The organism is Proteus terrae (assembly GCF_003144325.1).
Lineage (GTDB): Bacteria > Pseudomonadota > Gammaproteobacteria > Enterobacterales > Enterobacteriaceae > Proteus > Proteus terrae.
Window position 1 is genome coordinate 22,358 of sequence record NZ_PENS01000009.1, and the last position, 17,290, is coordinate 39,647.

Consider the following 17,290-nt stretch of genomic DNA (forward strand, 5'->3'; position numbering starts at 1 on the left):
GAGGTTACATGCACCCGTCTTCTGTTCATTTAGTCTGGTTTCGTAATGATTTAAGAGTGACGGATAACAAGGCACTCTTTAACGCTTGCCAAGATAAACAAGCACAGGTGCATGCTCTTTTCACCATAACGCCTGAACAATGGAAAGTTCATAATATGGCTTTGTCATGTCAGGCGTTTATTCATGATGCTTTACTTGATCTTTCAATATCGCTGGCAAAACTGAATATTCCACTAACAGTAGTGATTAGCGATACTTATTCAAATGCAGCCGATAAAGTGGCTGAATATTGCCAACAACATCAAGTTACCGCGCTTTTTTTCAATCACCAATATGCCCTTAATGAACAACGTCGTGATAAAAAAGTCACTAAGTTACTAGAAAATAAAACAACCGTTTATGCTTATCATGACAATGTGTTTATTCCACCGGGTAATGTAGTCACACAACAAGGGGAGATGTATAAGGTTTTTACTCCCTTTAGAAATGCATTTTTACGACTCTTTTTTTCACAAGATAATGCTTCGTTACCTATTCCAGAAATAAGAGCACATCAAGAAACAGTATCTCCTTTAAAAGCGCTACTTTTTTCACTTGAAAATACAAACGCATCTTCTTTTGTCGCCACGGAAGAAGAAGCACTTAAACGCTTAAAACAGTTCTGCTATGAAAGTGTTCCACATTATGCAAAATGGCGAGATATTCCGGCAGTTGATGGCACAAGTCGATTATCTCCCTACCTTTCTGTCGGTCTGTTATCTATTCGCCAATGTTTTAATCGTCTTTACCAAACTGAACCTGATTTCTTAGAAAACAGTACATCAGGCGCATTTGTTTGGTTTAACGAGCTTATTTGGCGAGAGTTTTACCAACACTTAATTGTGGCAAATCCCAATTTATGCAAACACATTGCTTTTCAGCTTTGGACAGAAAAAATCAATTGGCGTAATGAACAAGATGAATTTAACGCTTGGACTCAAGGCTTAACAGGTTTTCCGATTATTGATGCAGCAATGCGACAGCTTAACCAGACAGGTTGGATGCATAACCGCCTACGTATGCTCACGGCGAGCTTTCTTATCAAAGACTTGTTAATTGATTGGCGTTGGGGTGAGCGTTATTTTATGTCGCAACTTATTGATGGCGATTTCGCATCAAATAATGGGGGCTGGCAATGGGCCGCATCAACAGGAACAGATGCCGTACCTTATTTTCGAATTTTTAATCCAACTACCCAAGGACGAAAATTCGATCCGGATGGTGAATTTATCCGCCATTGGCTTCCTGAACTCGCCAATGTGCCTAATCGATATATTCATACCCCTCACGAATGGTCAGCAAAAACTAATAATTCTCTCGATTATCCATTGCCTATAGTTGATCACACAAAAGCACGAATAAGAGCGATTGAGTCTTATGAAAAGGCAAAAAAAGGGTAAGATAGTAAAACTTTATTTATTGATAACTGGCTCAATATTGTGAAAACCCCCCAAATTTCTGTCATCGTTCCTATGTTTAATGAAGCGTCTCGTATTACGAGATTATTGGATAGTGTGATCACTCAAACTTTCACCGATATTGAAGTCATTATTATTAATGATGGTTCGACAGATAATAGTGCTGAAATCGCAACGTCTTATTGCCAAAAAGATGCACGAGTGAAGCTTTATCATCAAACTAATCAAGGATTATCCAGCGCAAGAAATACAGGTTTAAAATATGCTCAAGGTGAGTGGATAGTTTTTTTTGATAGTGATGATTTTATTAAGCCTGAATTACTCGCACATTGGTATCAATTAGCTGTTACCCAACACGTTGATGTTTTAATTGGCAATGGTGAACGATTCAATCCAAGTGATCTTAAAAAGCACCAAAGACCAATCCACCAACGACAGCCTTATCAAAAAGTCATAAAAGGTAGTGAGTGGATCATTCATGCCGTCACTCAACATCAATGGCCACATTTCGTTTGGTTGCAGTTAACTCGGCATGACTTAATAAAAAAACATCAACTTCAATTTATTGAAGGTCTTTATCATGAAGATATTTTGTGGACAATGCAATTAGCGCTTGTTGCAGAGCGAATAGGTTTTGATAACCAACCTCTCTATTATTACTGTGCTAATCCTGACTCTATTACACGTAAACCCGACCAACAAAAAGAAGCTCAACGAACACAAAGTTATTTACAGATAATCTTACAGCTATTAAAAGAAGCAGATAAACAATCTGATCAGTTATTAGCAAAAGCACTCCGCCAACAGGCAGTTCGTGAATTAGGCAGTTTTTTTATTCTTTTTCGTAAATGTTGTGATGCAAAAAATCAAAAAATAATCGCAAAACAATTTTCTACTTATTCTTTATTTTCCTCTCTCAATAAAGGCGTAAATAATTGGCATCAACGCTGGTTTATTTTTCGTGTTAACTGCATTTTATTTATCGCCTCTTTGAAATAAGTAAGCATAAAAAAAACAGCGCTGTTATTAAGCGCTGTTTTAGTTTCTAAATACGGATTGCTCTAGCCTGTGTTACGCATACCAGCTGCAATACCAGCAATTGTTACCATTAGCGCTTGTTCAATACGTGGATCAGACTCGCTATGAGTACGAGAGCGCTGTAATAACTCAGCCTGAAGTACGTTTAATGGATCGGTATACACATTACGTAGTGCAATAGATTCCGCAACCCATGGTAAATCTGCCATTAAGTGCTCATCTTTTGAAATGGCCAGGACACTCTTAATATCATCGGAAAGTTGTTGGCGTAATTTAGATCCTAATGGCCATAAACGCTCTTCAACTAAACGTTGATCGTAATATTCCGCCAACCATAAATCTGCTTTAGCGTACACCATTTCCAACATCGCAATACGTGTATTAAAGAACGGCCAGTTCTCACACATATCGTCTAATACCGCTTGTTTTCCGCTATCAATTTCATGTTGTAATGCAGCGCCAGCACCCAACCAAGCAGGTAGCATTAAGCGGTTTTGAGTCCATGCGAAGATCCACGGGATAGCGCGCAAAGTTTCAACACCTCCAGTAGGGCGACGTTTTGCAGGACGTGAGCCTAATGGTAGTTTACCCAATTCGCCTTCTGGCGTTGCCGCTCTAAAGTAAGGAACAAAGTCTTCTTGTCCTCGTACATAGTCACGATACATTGCACAAGAAACGTCAGACAAGGAATCCATTACCTCAATCCAAGGCGCTTTTGGCTCTGGTGGTGGTAATAAATTCGCTTCTAAGATTGCACCTGCATAGTGAGCAAGGCTACTGATGGTGACTTGTGGTAATCCGAACTTAAAGCGGATCATTTCGCCTTGTTCTGTCACACGCAGGCCACCTTTTAAACTTCCTGGTGGTTGAGAAAGTAATGCTGCATGTGCTGGCGCACCACCACGACCAATCGTACCACCACGTCCGTGGAATAGTGTTAATGTCACACCTGATTTTTCACAGAGCTTAATTAATGCATCTTGAGCACGATATTGTGCCCACGATGCTGCCATCACACCCGCATCTTTTGCTGAGTCTGAATAGCCAATCATCACCATTTGTTTGTCATCAATTAAATCGCGATACCAAGGAATATCAAACAAACGGGTCATTACGCTTTCAGAATTATTTAAGTCATCAAGCGTTTCAAATAGAGGGGCAACTGGTAATCGAATATTCGCGCCAGCTTCTTTCAGTAATAGTTTTACAGCTAATACATCAGAAGGCACTTTTGCCATTGAAATCACATAAGAGGCGATAGAATCTTTAGGTGATTCAGCAATCACACGGCAAGTCTCAAATACTTCTTGAGTCGCTGCACTTGGTTGCCAATTAGTTGGGATCAGCGGGCGCTTAGAACTTAATTCTTCAAGTAAGAATGTTTGTTTTTGCTCTTCAGACCAACTCGCGTAATCACCAAGCTCTAAATACTGTGTCAATTCAGAGAGTGCTTCGGTGTGATTGGTACTTTCTTGGCGAATATCGAGCTTAACTAGCTGTAAGCCAAAACAACGGATACGACGTAATGTATCTAACAGTTGCCCATTAGCGATAATACGCATACCGCACTGAGTCAGTGATTGATAGCAAGCGTATAACGGTTCCCAAAGTTGGGCATTATCAATTAACAATCCTTCAGGAGGTAGAGATTGCTGTCCTTTAATGCGTTGTTCTAAATAATCACGAGTGACTTGTAAGCGAGTACGCAATTGTTTAGCAATTTCACGGTATGGCTCTGCAACTTCAGTACCACCTGCTAATTCGCGCAGCTCAGGGGTACTTTCTGTCATTGAAAGCTCTGAAACAAGAACTTGAATATCATTTAAGAATAAATCAGCGGCTTTCCAACGGCTTAATAGTAAAGCATGGCGTGTGATCTCAGCCGTCACATTTGGGTTACCATCACGATCTCCACCCATCCATGAAGTAAAACGAATAGGAGAAGCTTCTACGGGTAAGTTGTAATCAATGGATTCTTTAAGCTGCTCATTAAATTCACGTAAAAAAGCAGGAACACCTTCCCATAAGCTATTTTCAACAACCGCAAATCCCCATTTCGCTTCATCAATAGGTGTTGGGCGAATTTTTCTAATTTCATCAGTGTGCCATGATTGGGCAACTAACTGACGCAGACGGCGCATAATATTAGTACGCTCATAATCTGCTAGATCATCGTGGTCGAGTTGAGATAAACAGGTATTTACCTCAACCAGCTTATGAATCAGTGTACGACGTGCGATTTCGGTTGGGTGTGCCGTTAATACCAGCTCAATAGAGATTTGCTCTACCGCTTCTTTTAATTGCTCGTCGGTAAAATTCTTATCTTTTAGTCTGGTGATCAGTTTTGCCAATGCCACAGGATTACTCGCTGCTTCACCGTGAGGTGAAATGCTATGGTATTGTTCTGCCACGTTCGTCAGGTTTAAGAATTGATTGAATGCTCTAGCAACAGGTAATAATTCATCATTAGAGAGATTCTGTAACGTCAGCAACAGTTTTTGTCGCTGAACTTCATTACCCGCTCGTGATGATTTAGATAATTTTCGAATAGATTCAACTTTATCTAAAATTTCTTCACCGAGCGCTTCTTTTATCGTATCTCCAAGTAGCTTGCCAAGCATACTGACATTGCTACGCATAGCAGAATATTGTTGATTCATAAGACTCCTGACCTTGTCTTTGTGGCGGTAACAACATGCTTCTTCCTATTAGAAAAGTCATGTCCTCCCAGTTGTGTAATTAACTTTCATTTCTGATGTGACTTTATTTTGATTTTTGTGATAAGCCACACTGCTTTTTTTACTTAGCCTACTATTCATATCAGAAAATAATCGTTTTGGGGGATTTTTCTGAAATTTAATTACGGCTTTAGTCTTATAAGAATGGCTAATATTCATGCTGTTCTAGCTCAATTTTAGCAAGAATAAGGACTTTTTTTCGTTTCTTATCTACTAAGAAGAGTTTTTTACTAGAAAGGGAGTGATACGTGAAAATTTATCTGGCGGAAAATTTAGATGATTTTTTTTAATATTGATAAATTGTCTGGTCTATTTTTTTGATTTGTAGCTAATTTCGCTGGTGGGGCTATAACTCGTGTTTCTATTTCATCGCTTACTTTATTCTTTTTTACATTTTTACTAGATCACGATTTCCGATTAAGATCCTCATAAGATAAAAACGAATAAAGCGCTGAGTATCAGCGCTTTAAGTTAAAAATAACGAATTGTCTTTCAGTAAATTAAGTTGTCTGTTGTAAATAATGTGGTTAATCGAATTGTACTCTTAATAACGTTCAAACACGTTGTAACCGTACTTCAACTTCCACTCAAGACGCTTAAATTTCACATCATGAGCTACTGACAAAAGTTCTCTTTAGCTTGATGGTTCACCTCCGTCATTTCATTTCTTAGTGGGACAATCTGTCTTACTACCTTTGACATCAATCGCTCCTTTGTGACTAGAGATAATTCAAGTATAGCCAAAGAATTTAAAAAAATTGAGTGATATGACACAAAAATGACAAAAGATTATCAGCAAAAAATAACCTGCCGATAATCTTTATAAAAGAGAAAAAATTAAATTACAGTAACTGAGAAAGGCGGTTTAAATCTGACTGAATTGCGCCTGCGGTCACGTCTCTTCCAGCTCCCGGCCCTCTGATCACAAGAGGGTTATCACGATACCAACGGCTTTCAATCGCAAATAAATTATCACCCGGTAATAGCGAGGCAAGAGGATGATCTTTTCTCACCGCTTCAACACCGACTTTTGCTTTACCATTAGCATCAAAACGGGCGATATAACGTAATACCATATCCATTTCATTTGCGGCAGCTAATCGTTGTGCCATTTGTTCATTGATCAATGCACTGTTATCAAAAAACTCTTCTAGTGAACCAGTTTCAGCTTGTACAGGTACTAAAGATTCAACTCGGACTTGTTCTGGCTCGATGTCATAACCAGCTTCACGAGCAAGAATAACCAGTTTACGCATCACATCTTGCCCTGATAAATCAATTCGTGGATCAGGCTCGGTTAATCCTTGTTGCCAAGCTTGTTCCACCAGCTCACTGAAAGGCACTGTGCCATCAAATTGCAAGAATAACCAAGAGAGCGTGCCAGAAAAAATACCGCTAATTGATAAAATAGTGTCACCACTTTCACGCAAATCACGCACTGTATGATTAATCGGTAAACCCGCACCGACTGTTGCGTTATATAACCAATGGCGACCTGTTTTAGAAAAGGCATCTCGTGTGGCACGATAACGTACACTTGAAGCCGAGCCAGCAATCTTATTTGCACTGATAACATGAAAACCGTAGCTAGCAAAATCTTCATAAGAGGTAGCAAGAGACTCATTAGCCGTAATATCAACAACCACTAAATCATCATAAGGATGAGCTCTCATCCAAAGATACAGCGACTCTTCATTATGCTCTGTAGCTTCCTCATCAAAGAAAGCCAATGCACGGCTTGGATTAATCCCTTGATAATCAAGTAAACTACGACGGCTATCAACGACACCCGCAAGAATAAATTCAAAATCACTACGTGCTGACAAAGGCTCTTGTTCGCGAGCAAACAACTCTAACCAACGTGAACCAATATTCCCTTTACCAAACAGCACTAAGCCAATCTGTTTTTCAGCCCTAAATAGCGTTTGATGTAAACCTTGCAGTAGATGCTCGGTATAATTACGTAACACTGCAACTAAGCTGATGTTATCTTCAGCATGCCAAATAAATTCAACAGGTTGATCTTTAAGTTGTTGATAGAAACGATGACAATGGAGTGGATTTTTACAAACACCTGCCCCCACTAAAGCCACTAGTGAAAAACCTTCTCGTAGATGTAATTTTCCCGGTAAAACCGCATCTTGTAATACATCTAATGCACTGTTAGCGACTTCACTGGTATAGCAAAGCTGTAAAAGTTGGCTGTCTTTATCAACACCAGTAGCTAAAGGACGGATTTGTGCACGTTTAAGTAATTCATCAACCTCTTTCGCCACTTGTTCAAAGTTTTGATGAGATGGAAGTTGGAGTTCAATCAAACAAACATCATCATGACTAGTAACGATTTTCGCACCCGTTCCTGATGCCAAAACACGTTCTATACGAGTTGAACCCTGTTCTGGTTGATAGCTACAACGAAGTTGCAAATCAATATTACTGCCTGAAACAGGTTGAAGTGTGCGTGTATGTAAAACTGGGGCAGCCAATCGAGCCAATTCGCTCGCTTCATCTAAACGCAACAATGGCAATAAACAAGCATCTTTAACTTTACGAGGATCCGCACTATAAACACCCGCAACATCACTCCAAATTGTTACTTTACCGACATCCGCTAAAGCCCCAACTTGTGTGGCAGAGTAGTCGCTACCGTTACGACCTAATAAGACCGTTTCACCTTGTTGGTTGCGACTGATAAAACCGGTTACGACAAAACGGCTTTCGGGGTGTTTAGCTAATAGTGATTGTAATAATGGACGAGATAAAGTTTCGTTCACTTGAGGCTGAGCCGCTCTCTCAGCACATAAAAATTCACGCGCATCTAACCACACACTAGGTAAACCTTGCTCTGTAAGTAATCTCGCCATTAATCTTGCAGACCAAATTTCACCGTGGCCGACAACTTCTGCATAAGTCGCGTCTGTGATAGGTTTATCCAACAAATAGCTTAAGCGTTCAAGATCAGCAATAAAGGCTTGAGAGAGTAATTCTGCATTCTCTTTTGAAAGTAGCCCTTCAATTAAAGATAACTGGTAGCGACGCAAAGTTTGCTGGACTTGATGGGCAGAAATACGATCACTTTGGCTAAGTTTCAGCCAGCTAATCAACTGATTCGTCGTCGAGCCCGCCGCAGAAACCACCATTAGGTCATTAGGTTGGCTATAGTTCGTCATGATATTCACGACACGTTGATAACATTTTATGTCTGCAAGACTGCTACCACCGAATTTATGTAACTGACGGCAAATCGGCTCCGCCTGTTGTTTAATCGCCACTACGCTCATGATCCATGGTTACCTTTTAGTTGCTGCATCAAACGCACTTTGCAAATCGTTAATTAAATCCTGACTATCTTCAATACCCACCGAAATACGAAGTAATGAGGGGCTGATCCCTGCTATTTTTTTCGCTTCTTCTGACATACCTGCATGTGTCATGGTGGCAGGGTGACAAATTAAGGTCTCTACCCCACCTAAAGATTCTGCCAGTGTAAAGAGTGTTAATTGAGATAAAAAGAGTTTAATCACATCCAATCCCCCTTTTAACTCAAAACTTAACATCGCACCGAAACCTTGTTGCTGTTTTTTTGCTATTTGATGACCAACATGATTTTCCAGTGCGGGGTAATACATTTTTTCGACTAAAGGCTGTGTTTGTAAAAATGCCACTAATGCCTGTGCATTTTCTTGTTGAAGTCGAATTCGAGGCACTAATGTTCTTATACCTCTTAATAATAAATAGCTATCAAATGCACCAGAAGTGACGCCAATATTATTCGCCCACCAGCTTAGCTCCTCAAGCTGTTTCTGACACTGACAGATAACAACACCTGCGACAATATCTGAGTGTCCATTGAGATATTTTGTACATGAATGCACAACAATATCTGCTCCTAATGCTAATGGCTTTTGCAAAACAGGGCTCATAAAGGTGTTGTCAGCAACCACTAAAGCACCTTGCTGATGAGCTAGTTCACTGATTTTTTGAATATCCGTTATTCTTAAAAGAGGATTACTTGGTGTTTCGATAAAAACAATTTTGGGTTGATGCGCTAAAGCCTGCTTAAGTGCGACATCATCATTTTGATCAACAAAAATCACACGGTAGGCACCACGCGCTTGTTGACTGTTAAAAAGGCGATAACTTCCCCCATAACAATCATGAGGTGCAACAATCACATCGCCAGGTTTTAGAAAAACGGTGCAAATTAAATGAATTGCGGACATCCCACTGCTAGTGACAACTGCCCCGACTCCACCTTCTAGCTCTGCTAATGCCTTTTGCACCATATCGCGAGTTGGATTACCTCGACGAGAATAATCATGATCGCGAGGCTGATTAAATTCTAAAAAATTATAGGTACTAGAAAGATAGATAGGCGGTACGACACAACCAAATTGAGTGTCTTCATTTAGCCCATTATGGATAGCAATTGTTGCTGTTTTCTTCGTCATACAGGCACCTTGTCACAGCGATAAGTGGAGAAGTCTACAACAGCATATCCAATTAGACACCAAGACGTCAATACATCTAGCCATCTAAACTCCTTTACGGATAGATTAAGTAATGGAATAATACATAAATTAAGAATATCGCCAGTGCTATTACTTTTTCTCTCACCTTCAGCTAGAAGGGTCGGTGGTTTTAGAAAAGTCATGATAAACTGGTATTGCCCATCAGAATGTGGGTTAACCCTATTCTGACTTCAACTAAATGATATTAATTAAGGTAATCCATGGCTGAATGGAACGGTGAATATATCAGCCCTTACGCTGAGCATGGCAAAAAGAGTGAGCAAGTTAAAAAAATTACAGTTTCAATTCCATTGAAAGTATTGAAAATTTTGACTGATGAACGCACTCGCCGTCAGGTTAATAACCTAAAACATGCAACCAATAGTGAATTATTGTGTGAAGCATTTTTGCACGCATTTACCGGACAGCCTCTCCCAAATGATGAAGACTTACGTAAAGAACGTAACGATGAAATCCCTGAAGAGGCAAAAGAAATAATGCGCCAGCGCGGGGTTGATCCCGATACTTGGGAGTATTAATCAGCGTCAATTTTTGATTTATTGCTTGATTAACACGAACAAAAAAGCCCAAAGCAAAAACTTTGGGCTTTTTTTCAATTCCGAACTGTCTACAAGATGTCAAGCTAGGCTGACATCTTGTGACAACAAATATCTTATTTGCTGCCTGGAATTTTGAAGCGTTTGTTGAACAGATCAACACGGCCACCAGTTGCAACATCACGTTGTTTACCAGTATAGAATGGGTGGCATTTGTCACAAACGTCCAGATTCAGGTTATGACCTGCAGTGGAGTTGATTTTCATAACGTTACCGCAAGAACAAGATGCAGTAATTTCTTCGTATTTAGGATGGATATCTTTTTGCATGGAAAACCTCTACTAAGGCCGTGTCGCCATTCAGCCCACAGCCGAACACCACACGTCGTGTTGATTGAAATTAAGTGTTTGGTAATTTATCTACCAAAGGGGGCGGATCATACAGAATATCCACTAAACGCGCAATGAAATCTGCACACTTTTTGTGATATTCTTAAGGTCATCTTTTCGCTAAAACTCTCGGAAACCCTGATATGACTATAGTTCAGGTAATTTTGCCTGTACCACTGTTCTCCTCTTTTGATTATCTGTTACCGGAAGGGATCGACGCCCCAGTTGTTGGTAGTCGGGTGATCGTACCTTTTGGTAATAAACGCCGCTCTATTGGTATTGTCAAAGGACTCAGTACACACAGTGAGTTTCCTCTCGAAAAGCTAAAGCCTATTGATGAAGTCCTTGATAGTGAAACACTCTTTCCGGGTGTTTTATGGGATATGCTAAATTGGGCATCGGCTTATTATCACTATCCTTTAGGAGAAGTGTTATTTCATGCTATGCCGATTTTATTACGACAAGGAAAACCCGCAGAATTCACACCATTATGGCAATGGTATGCCACAGAAGAAGGGATTAATCTCGATCTCAACAGTTTAAAAGGTGCGAAAAAACAGCAACAAGCATTAGCGGCCCTTCGACGTACACCGTTATATCGCCATCAACTTGATGAATTTGAGATCACAACAGCAACACTCAATAACTTAAAAAAGAAAGAGTTTGTGGATCTCCGTCCTATTCAACCGGCTCCGATACACTGGCACAACAGTCTTGCTGTTCAAGGTGAACGCTTTAAATTAAACACAGAACAAGCTGTTGCAGTAGGAGCAATCACAGCTCAGGCAGATCAATTCTCACCTTGGTTATTATTGGGTATTACAGGTTCAGGCAAAACTGAAGTTTATTTAAGTGTATTAGAAAAAATTCTCGCACAAGGTAAACAAGCACTGGTACTGGTGCCTGAAATTGGCTTAACACCTCAAACAATTCGTCGTTTTAAAGCACGCTTTAATGCCCCAGTGGATGTGCTTCATTCAGGATTAAATGATACTGAACGCTTAGCTGTTTGGTTACGAGCAAAACGAGGTGATAATGCCATTATTATCGGTACGCGTTCGGCACTTCTAACCCCTTTTCAGCATCTTGGCATTATCATTATCGATGAAGAGCATGATGGCTCTTATAAGCAACAAGATGGTTGGCGTTACCATGCTCGCGATCTCGCCGTTTTCCGCGCAAAACAAGAAAATATTCCTATCGTGATGGGAACCGCAACCCCATCGATTGAAACCAGTTTTAATGTTGAGCAAAAAAAATATCAACAACTCACTCTGACTCAACGTGCAGGTAATGCAAAACCCGCAACAGAGCATTTAATAGATTTAAAAGGGCAACCACTGACAACGGGGTTGTCTCCAATCCTTATTAAAGCGATAAAAGAGCACCTTAATGCAGGTAACCAAGTGATGCTCTTTTTAAATCGCCGTGGATTTTCGCCTGCATTGTTATGTCATGAATGTGGTTGGATAGCAGAATGTCCTCGCTGTGATCACTATTACACGATCCATCAAAAAAATGGCATGTTACGTTGCCATCAATGTGATAGTCAGCGACGAATTCCAGCACAATGTCCACAATGTGGCTCAACTAATTTAATGCCTGTAGGATTAGGAACAGAACAACTTGAACAAGGGATTGGTGAATTATTTCCTGATACGCCAGTGACACGAATTGATAAAGATACAACAAGTCGCAAAGGCGCTTTAGAGCAACAACTGGAAGATATTTACCAAGGTGGCTCACGTATTCTTATCGGTACACAGATGTTAGCCAAAGGGCACCACTTTCCTGATGTCACCTTAGTGGCTTTGCTTGATGTGGATGGCGCTCTGTTCTCCAGTGATTTTCGTGCAGCTGAACGCTTTGCTCAGCTTTATATACAAGTATCAGGTCGTGCTGGCCGTGCAGGTAAGCAAGGCTCGGTGTATTTACAGACTCACCAACCCGATCACCCTCTTTTGCTGACACTATTAGAAAAAGGTTATGATGCTTTTACTAAAGAAGCTTTACAAGAGCGACAAGCGACTTTTTTACCACCTTATTCTAGCCATATAATGATCCGCTCTGAAGATCACAATAATCAACGTGCGCCTCAGTTCTTGCGACAACTCAAACAGTTTTTTGAACAACACCCAATGCGAGACTCTAATTTATGGGTAATGGGGCCTGTTCCTGCAATTCAAGCTAAACGAGGTGGAAATTATCGTTGGCAATTATTGCTCCAGCATCCTTCACGGGGTTATTTACAAAAATTAATGTCTATCACTTATCCTCAAATTGTCGCCTTGCCTGAGAGTAAAAAAGTGAAATGGAATATTGATGTCGACCCAACAGATTGTTAAGTATCTTTTTCAACCTAAGTTGAATGTATTTTAGCCAGATTTATGTTGAGGGTACAACTTCGCTCAAATACTCGTTGCCACCTAAGACTATTTATCAATTTTGCGAACTACCTCATAAAAACGATTGGTATCACACTTTTTATGCAAACTAGGTAACAGAATCTATTTAAAAAGCGGGTAGAATAACAATTTAGAATATTTCTTGAATTAAAAACCGTCGATAAAATCCTTTTTTGAATATTGGCGGTTTTTTTGCAACAAAAAAGCAATCGTTTAACTAAACCATCCAAAAGGGAGGTATGGGGTTTGCAACAGAATAATAAAGATAATACGCAAGCAACAATGAAAGATGTTGCCCTTGCAGCCGGCGTGTCCACAGCAACTGTGTCACGTACTTTAATGAATCCGGAAAAAGTATCCTCACAAACCCGTCAGAAAGTTGAACAGGCTGTTCTTGATGTGGGCTATTACCCACATAACCTGTCAAAGAACCTTAAGCGTAACGAGTCAAAAACGATCCTTGTGATCGTACCTAACATCAGCGATCCATTTTTTACTGATGTTGTGTGTGGCATCGAAGAAACCGCTGCACAACATGGTTATCTTGTGTTAATTGGTGATTGTAAACATCAGCAAAAACATGAAAATGCCTTTATTAATCTTATTATTACCAAACAAATTGACGGTATGTTACTTCTTGGCTCACACATCCCTTTTGATGTTTCTAAAGAAGAGCAGAAAAATTTGCCACCGATGATCATGGCAAATGAGTTTGCACCTGAACTCGAATTACCTACCGTCCATATTGATAATCTCACTGCATCTTTTAGAGCTACACACTATTTACAGCAAATGGGTCATAAGCGTATTGCCTGTATTACAGGCCCTGAAGATATGCCTTTATGCCGTTATCGCTTGCAAGGCTATATTCAAGCCATGCGTAGAACGGGCGTACCTTTGCGCGAAGATTATATTATTCGTGGTGATTTTACCCATGAAAGCGGTGCAGAAAGTCTGAAAAAGCTGATTTCTTTACCTGAGCCACCGACAGCTGTCTTCTGTCATAGTGATATTATGGCAATTGGCGTTATGTGGCAGGCAAAAAAATTAGGATTAGAGCTTCCCAAAGATCTCTCTGTGATTGGTTTTGATAATCTTGATATTACACGTTATAGCGAGCCTGCTCTGACAACAATGGAACAACCTCGTTATCAAATTGGTCGTGAATCTATGTTGTTATTACTTGACCAATTACAAGGTAGACCTGTCGCACCCGGCTCTCGCTTATTAGATTGCGAGCTAATTATAAGAGATAGTGTCTGTCGGCTTAAAAGCTAGGCAAAACACACTATGTTAAGTAACATATCGTTTGTGATACCTATTCCTTTAATTATCAGCGAATCGAACTGTGGCACAACGAGACTATGTGGGACGAGGGCAGACATCTGCTCGTCGTAAAAAGACAACGAAAAGTAAAAGCAAAAAGGCTGCTAAAGGGCTGCCTTTAACAACGCTTATCGCGGCAATAGCTATTGTGGCGCTGTTTATCGGCGGCCTCTATTTTATTACTCATAATAAAAAAGAAGCCGTAGAAACAACGCCGACTGTCACTGGGCAAAATCCAGCGAATAGCCTACCGCCAAAACCTCAAGAGCGTTGGCAATATATTAAAGAATTGGAAAATCGTCAGGTAGGTACGCCTTTACAACCTGAATATCCTTCATCGGGTAGCCAGATTAATCCGAAAGCAACACTTTCACCTGAGCAGTTGCGTTTTTTACAACAAATTGAAGCGGATAAGCGCCAACCTGCCGTTCAACTGCCAGAAGTGCCTTACAATGGTGAAGTACCTCGCTCACAAGTGGTTGTAACACCACCTGCAATAACAACACCTTCTGTTGCACAACAGCCTGTACAAACTCAACAACCGCAAGCACCTGCACCTGCGATTGTTACACCGCCTAAACCCGCTGTCACTGAAGCGAACTTTTTAGTGCAATGTGGCTCATTTAAAAATACCGAACAAGCTGAATCAGTAAGAGCAACCCTGGCTTTTTCTGGTGTTGAAAGCCGAGTAACAAAAGGCAATGATGGTTGGATCCGCGTCTTATCAGGCCCTTACAATAAAGAACAAGCTAACTCTGTGAGTAAACAAGCAGCTGGAGCTGGCGTATCAGGTTGTATTCTTCGCTCTTCTGGGGGTTGAAAAATAAATTTTCTCCCCCACCTATAATTCTAATTCACACAACGGGCCGTGCTTTATCTTAAATAAAGGCACTTCCCGTCTCACTTTTTTATTGATTAAACCAGGGGCTGACTCATGACTACAATCGTAAGTGTTCGCCGTAAGGGCCAAGTTGTAATCGGTGGTGATGGACAGGCGACGATGGGTAATACCGTCATGAAAGGCAATGTTCGCAAAGTACGCCGTCTTTATAACGACAAAGTCATTGCGGGATTTGCTGGCGGCACTGCTGATGCTTTTACTCTTTTTGAACTGTTTGAGCGCAAATTAGAACTTCACCAAGGGCATTTAACAAAAGCTGCGGTAGAACTTGCTAAAGATTGGCGTACAGACAGAATGCTACGCAAATTAGAAGCGTTGCTTGCTGTTGCAGATGAAAATACATCTCTTATCATCACGGGTAATGGTGATGTGGTTCAACCAGAAAACGATTTAATTGCTATCGGTTCTGGTGGCCCTTATGCACAAGCAGCGGCTAGAGCTATGCTAGAAAATACTGAACTCTCTGCACGAGAAATTGCAGAAAAAGCACTTAGCATCGCTGGAGATATCTGTATTTACACTAACCATAATGTCAACTTTGAAGAACTCTCTTCAAAAGAGTAAGGATTAGAGAGCATGTCTGAAATGACTCCTCGCGAGATTGCCAGCGAACTTGATAGATTTATTATTGGTCAAGATAAAGCGAAACGTGCTGTGGCGATTGCCCTACGTAACCGCTGGCGTCGTATGCAGCTTGATGAAGCGCTGCGTCATGAAGTAACACCTAAAAATATTCTGATGATTGGACCTACTGGTGTAGGTAAAACTGAAATTGCACGCCGTTTAGCAAAATTGGCCAACGCACCTTTCATCAAAGTTGAAGCGACTAAATTCACCGAAGTGGGTTATGTGGGTAAAGAAGTCGATTCTATTATCCGTGATTTAACCGACTCTGCGGTTAAAATGGTACGCAGCCAAGCCATCGATAAAAATCGTTTCCGTGCTGAGGAAATGGCTGAAGAGCGTATCCTTGATGTCCTGATCCCACCAGCAAAAAATAACTGGGGTGTAGCAGAGCAAGCATCAGAACCATCAGCTGCACGTCAATCTTTCCGTAAAAAATTACGTGAAGGCCAATTAGACGATAAAGAGATTGAAATTGAGTTATCTGCAACACCAATGGGTGTTGAAATTATGGCTCCTCCAGGAATGGAAGAGATGACTAACCAATTACAATCTATGTTCCAAAATTTGGCGGGGCAAAAACAAAAAGCGCGTAAGATGAAAATCAAAGATGCGTTTAAGCTTATTGTTGAAGAAGAAGCTGCTAAATTAGTTAACCCTGAAGAGCTTAAACAGCAAGCTATTGATGCGGTAGAACAACACGGTATCGTCTTTATTGATGAAGTAGATAAAATCTGTAAACGTGGCGGACAAAGTTCTGGCCCTGACGTTTCTCGTGAAGGTGTACAACGTGACCTCTTACCACTGGTTGAAGGTTGTACAGTTTCAACAAAACACGGTATGGTAAAAACAGACCATATTCTGTTTATTGCGTCAGGCGCTTTCCAAGTTTCAAGTCCTTCTGATTTAATTCCTGAATTACAAGGACGTCTGCCAATTCGCGTTGAACTTCAAGCGCTGACAGCAGAAGATTTTGAGCGTATTCTAACTGAACCTAATGCATCATTAACAAAACAGTATGAAGCATTAATGGCTACTGAAGGTGTGTCCATTAGCTTCACCGAAGACGGTATTCGCAAAATTGCTGAATCAGCATGGCGCGTAAACGAAACCACTGAAAATATCGGTGCTCGTCGTTTACATACTGTTTTAGAGCGTTTGATGGAAGAAATTTCCTATGATGCAAGTGAACGTCAAGGTCAATCAGTATTGATTGATGCAGAATATGTGAAACAGCATCTGGATGAGCTTGTAGCAGATGAAGATCTGAGTCGATTTATTTTATAATCAACTTGTGCGATCCTTATCAGCAATATTTACGTGGGAGGCTTGCCTCCCATTCTT

At 40.5% G+C, this 17,290-nt stretch carries 12 protein-coding genes; 8 read left to right on the forward strand and 4 right to left on the reverse strand.

What is annotated here, in order from left to right; translation table 11 throughout:
• Positions 1-8: 8 nt before the first annotated feature.
• A complete protein-coding gene (phrB, locus tag DK857_RS10125) occupies positions 9-1,439 on the forward strand; it encodes a deoxyribodipyrimidine photo-lyase (RefSeq protein ID WP_109402102.1) in 1,431 nt (476 codons plus the stop codon).
• A 39-nt stretch (positions 1,440-1,478) separates the two neighbouring features.
• Positions 1,479-2,456 (forward strand): glycosyltransferase, encoded by a 978-nt coding sequence (locus tag DK857_RS10130; protein ID WP_109402103.1) that lies wholly within the window; start codon positions 1,479-1,481, stop codon positions 2,454-2,456.
• Positions 2,457-2,518: 62 nt separating this feature from the next.
• On the opposite strand, the gene ppc is transcribed toward DK857_RS10130, so the two are convergent.
• The 3 genes from ppc to metB all read right to left on the reverse strand — a co-directional run bounded on the left by ppc (position 2,519) and on the right by metB (position 9,684).
• Entirely contained in the window at positions 2,519-5,155 is a 2,637-nt protein-coding gene (gene ppc / locus DK857_RS10135; protein WP_109394368.1) for a phosphoenolpyruvate carboxylase, read from the reverse strand.
• A 920-nt stretch (positions 5,156-6,075) separates the two neighbouring features.
• On the reverse strand, positions 6,076-8,514 hold the full coding sequence (locus DK857_RS10140; protein WP_109402104.1) for a bifunctional aspartate kinase/homoserine dehydrogenase II: 2,439 nt from the start codon (positions 8,512-8,514) through the stop codon (positions 6,076-6,078).
• Positions 8,515-8,523: 9 nt separating this feature from the next.
• Complete coding sequence (gene metB / locus DK857_RS10145; protein WP_109402105.1) at positions 8,524-9,684, reverse strand: cystathionine gamma-synthase; 1,161 nt, start codon at positions 9,682-9,684, stop codon at positions 8,524-8,526.
• A gap of 281 nt (positions 9,685-9,965) precedes the next feature.
• Here metB and metJ point away from each other — a divergent pair, with 281 nt between their 5' ends.
• A complete protein-coding gene (gene metJ, locus DK857_RS10155) occupies positions 9,966-10,283 on the forward strand; it encodes a met regulon transcriptional regulator MetJ (RefSeq protein ID WP_006534139.1) in 318 nt (105 codons plus the stop codon).
• Between the two features lie 134 nt (positions 10,284-10,417).
• Here the strand turns inward: metJ and rpmE are convergent, their stop codons facing one another.
• Positions 10,418-10,630 carry a 50S ribosomal protein L31 gene (gene rpmE / locus DK857_RS10160; protein WP_006534140.1) on the reverse strand — a complete coding sequence of 71 codons (213 nt, stop codon included), beginning with the start codon at positions 10,628-10,630 and terminating at the stop codon, positions 10,418-10,420.
• A gap of 203 nt (positions 10,631-10,833) precedes the next feature.
• Between rpmE and priA the strand changes: the two genes are divergently transcribed.
• The 5 genes from priA (at position 10,834) to hslU (ending at position 17,233) form a co-directional block, all read left to right on the forward strand.
• Positions 10,834-13,035: a primosomal protein N' gene (priA, locus tag DK857_RS10165; protein WP_109402107.1), complete on the forward strand. Its 2,202-nt coding sequence runs from the start codon at positions 10,834-10,836 to the stop codon at positions 13,033-13,035.
• A gap of 306 nt (positions 13,036-13,341) precedes the next feature.
• Positions 13,342-14,373 (forward strand): DNA-binding transcriptional regulator CytR, encoded by a 1,032-nt coding sequence (gene cytR / locus DK857_RS10170; protein ID WP_072064648.1) that lies wholly within the window; start codon positions 13,342-13,344, stop codon positions 14,371-14,373.
• Positions 14,374-14,443: 70 nt separating this feature from the next.
• On the forward strand, positions 14,444-15,241 hold the full coding sequence (locus DK857_RS10175; RefSeq protein ID WP_109394372.1) for an SPOR domain-containing protein: 798 nt from the start codon (positions 14,444-14,446) through the stop codon (positions 15,239-15,241).
• Positions 15,242-15,355: 114 nt separating this feature from the next.
• Positions 15,356-15,886: an ATP-dependent protease subunit HslV gene (hslV, locus tag DK857_RS10180; protein ID WP_006534149.1), complete on the forward strand. Its 531-nt coding sequence runs from the start codon at positions 15,356-15,358 to the stop codon at positions 15,884-15,886.
• 12 nt (positions 15,887-15,898) lie between these two features.
• Positions 15,899-17,233 carry an HslU--HslV peptidase ATPase subunit gene (hslU, locus tag DK857_RS10185; RefSeq protein WP_075672990.1) on the forward strand — a complete coding sequence of 445 codons (1,335 nt, stop codon included), beginning with the start codon at positions 15,899-15,901 and terminating at the stop codon, positions 17,231-17,233.
• Positions 17,234-17,290: the final 57 nt, after the last annotated feature.

Excerpts from the sequence above, each read along its gene's own strand:
- DK857_RS10140 (WP_109402104.1), bottom strand. The coding sequence starts at position 8,514 with ATGAGCGTAGTGGCGATTAAACAACAGGCGGAGCCGATTTGCCGTCAG.
- priA (WP_109402107.1), top strand. The coding sequence starts at position 10,834 with ATGACTATAGTTCAGGTAATTTTGCCTGTACCACTGTTCTCCTCTTTT.
- metJ (WP_006534139.1), top strand. The coding sequence starts at position 9,966 with ATGGCTGAATGGAACGGTGAATATATCAGCCCTTACGCTGAGCATGGC.
- metB (WP_109402105.1), bottom strand. The coding sequence starts at position 9,684 with ATGACGAAGAAAACAGCAACAATTGCTATCCATAATGGGCTAAATGAA.
- hslU (WP_075672990.1), top strand. The coding sequence starts at position 15,899 with ATGTCTGAAATGACTCCTCGCGAGATTGCCAGCGAACTTGATAGATTT.
- phrB (WP_109402102.1), top strand. The coding sequence starts at position 9 with ATGCACCCGTCTTCTGTTCATTTAGTCTGGTTTCGTAATGATTTAAGA.
- ppc (WP_109394368.1), bottom strand. The coding sequence starts at position 5,155 with ATGAATCAACAATATTCTGCTATGCGTAGCAATGTCAGTATGCTTGGC.
- rpmE (WP_006534140.1), bottom strand. The coding sequence starts at position 10,630 with ATGCAAAAAGATATCCATCCTAAATACGAAGAAATTACTGCATCTTGT.
- hslV (WP_006534149.1), top strand. The coding sequence starts at position 15,356 with ATGACTACAATCGTAAGTGTTCGCCGTAAGGGCCAAGTTGTAATCGGT.